This is a genomic window from Nostoc sp., from assembly GCF_035638895.1.
In the GTDB taxonomy this organism is placed as follows: domain Bacteria; phylum Cyanobacteriota; class Cyanobacteriia; order Cyanobacteriales; family Nostocaceae; genus Nostoc.
The window spans coordinates 1-1,797 of record NZ_DASQZC010000539.1 but is presented as its reverse complement, the minus strand read 5'-3'; the positions used below and the strand labels follow the sequence as shown (position 1 = coordinate 1,797).

Below are 1,797 nucleotides of genomic sequence, written 5' to 3'. Positions count from 1 at the left end.
CAAGAAGCGATCGCTTAATACTTGCATCTGTGCAACAGATTATGCTGGGGCATCTGCCCGAAAAAGAGATTTGTACTCAATTGGTAAATTCTTCAACAAGGGACTCGTATTTTCCATAAATTTGGTGTACCTTGTTAATTCTGTGCAAATTATTTATACCCATCTTCTCTCAACTTTACCATCCAAATTTTAAGCCAATGCCTTCGAGGGAACAGCCAATGAATACTTCTAATGATACAGATACTAAGAAGATCATCAAAAAATCCGACAAGCTTACCCTGAGACAGATGAAGCTAATCGAGGAGGCTGAAGACCAACTTCTTCTAGAAGCTAATACTGTCAATTCTCCAGCCCCTGTGGTTGAGGAGAAACCAGTAATCACTCCAGAACCCAGAGTTGCTGACTATATTCCATTTCTTGACAATCCTCCAGTACAATCTGTGGGCAAATCAGGCTGGCAGATTTCCGATATTTGGCGTGATATCCGCGTTGATGATTTCTGCGGATGAAATCTTGGTAAAGATCGGTAAAATAATACGTTGCTGTTGTGTATACGCACTGTCACAAACAGAAATTTTCTTTTGAGAAAGAAGCCTAAAAAATAATCAACGATAGCACTAAAATTGAATGCATAGACGCTTAGGCAACTCATCGCAGGCATCGCAATGGCATCAGGTAGTTGAATGGGTAAACGAAAGAGAAGACATCACAAGACATCCTTCCCTTGGATGCTAGAAGAAAAGAATCTGTTCATTACAAGGACTGGTAACGAAATAGTTACAGATGCAGGATGGGAGAAAATTTCATTTGAAGAAGCCAGAAAACTATTTAGTCCCGAAACTTTTCAAGAGTGGTACGAACTGTTCTTAGAAAATACAGATATCTTGGAAATACTTTCAGAATCTAACGTCGATATAGATTTAGATGATGAATCAGCAATAGATAACTTTTTACTTCGGAGCAACTGGACACCAAAACAAGTCAATTTAGTTGTAGCGAAGGCTATCTATAAAAATCATGCCTGGGTAAGAGGATTACTGATTTCTACACCTGATGTTGAAGAACCCTACTTTCACAATTATGAAATGGAGGCAATTCGTTTAGGAGTCCAATTGCGAAAATACATCAAAGAGGATATTCCAGTAATTAATGACTGCAAAAATGCTGTCAGATATTTACATGGGAGATACGCCCTCATTGGCTGGCAACCAAGAAATTGTGTGACAGCAGCTCACAACCTAAAAATATCTCAAGCTACTAAGGTTTACAATGAACTTCTCTGGGATGAAGATTGGGTAGATGAAGAAGACGAAATTTATTAGTCAAGAACAAAAAACTCTACAACACTGGAAAATATGCTCCTCATTACTGATAACTGGATAATAATAGAGTTACCGGGAAATAAGATCAGAAATCTTTGAAGAGCTTAAGAGCGATGGCGTAACCGTCATGAGCCAGTGGCGATCACTCTAGTAATAACCTAGCGTGGCTGCGGCGTACAGGCCCTTTCAAGCGATTTATGGACGGATGCTTGGAGCGGGGTAAAGCACCTAACAGAAATTGTTGAACTTTTTTATTCCCCTACACTAAGGCAACCGCCTGAGCAACTTTTGTAAACTATCTTTGCACCAAGTCAAAGCTATAGTTGCATTGTGCTTATAATAAGTTACGGCTAACTCTAACTGGAAGTTAGCACCCTGTAAATGGTTATCGCTTGGATTACGCATCAAAGGCGATACCAAGAAAAGCAAAATTTATCGGCAGCGTAATAGTTTTTATTCCGTTGCCAACATGCAC

Annotated in this window: 2 protein-coding genes; both read left to right on the top strand. The window is 39.5% G+C overall.

Annotated features, from left to right (window positions below; all coding sequences use genetic code 11):
• Window positions 1-218: 218 nt before the first annotated feature.
• Entirely contained in the window at window positions 219-509 is a 291-nt protein-coding gene (locus VE944_RS26525) for a hypothetical protein (protein WP_324984232.1), read from the top strand.
• A gap of 174 nt (window positions 510-683) precedes the next feature.
• Window positions 684-1,322: a hypothetical protein gene (locus tag VE944_RS26520; protein WP_324984229.1), complete on the top strand. Its 639-nt coding sequence runs from the start codon at window positions 684-686 to the stop codon at window positions 1,320-1,322.
• The last annotated feature ends 475 nt before the right edge of the window (window positions 1,323-1,797 follow it).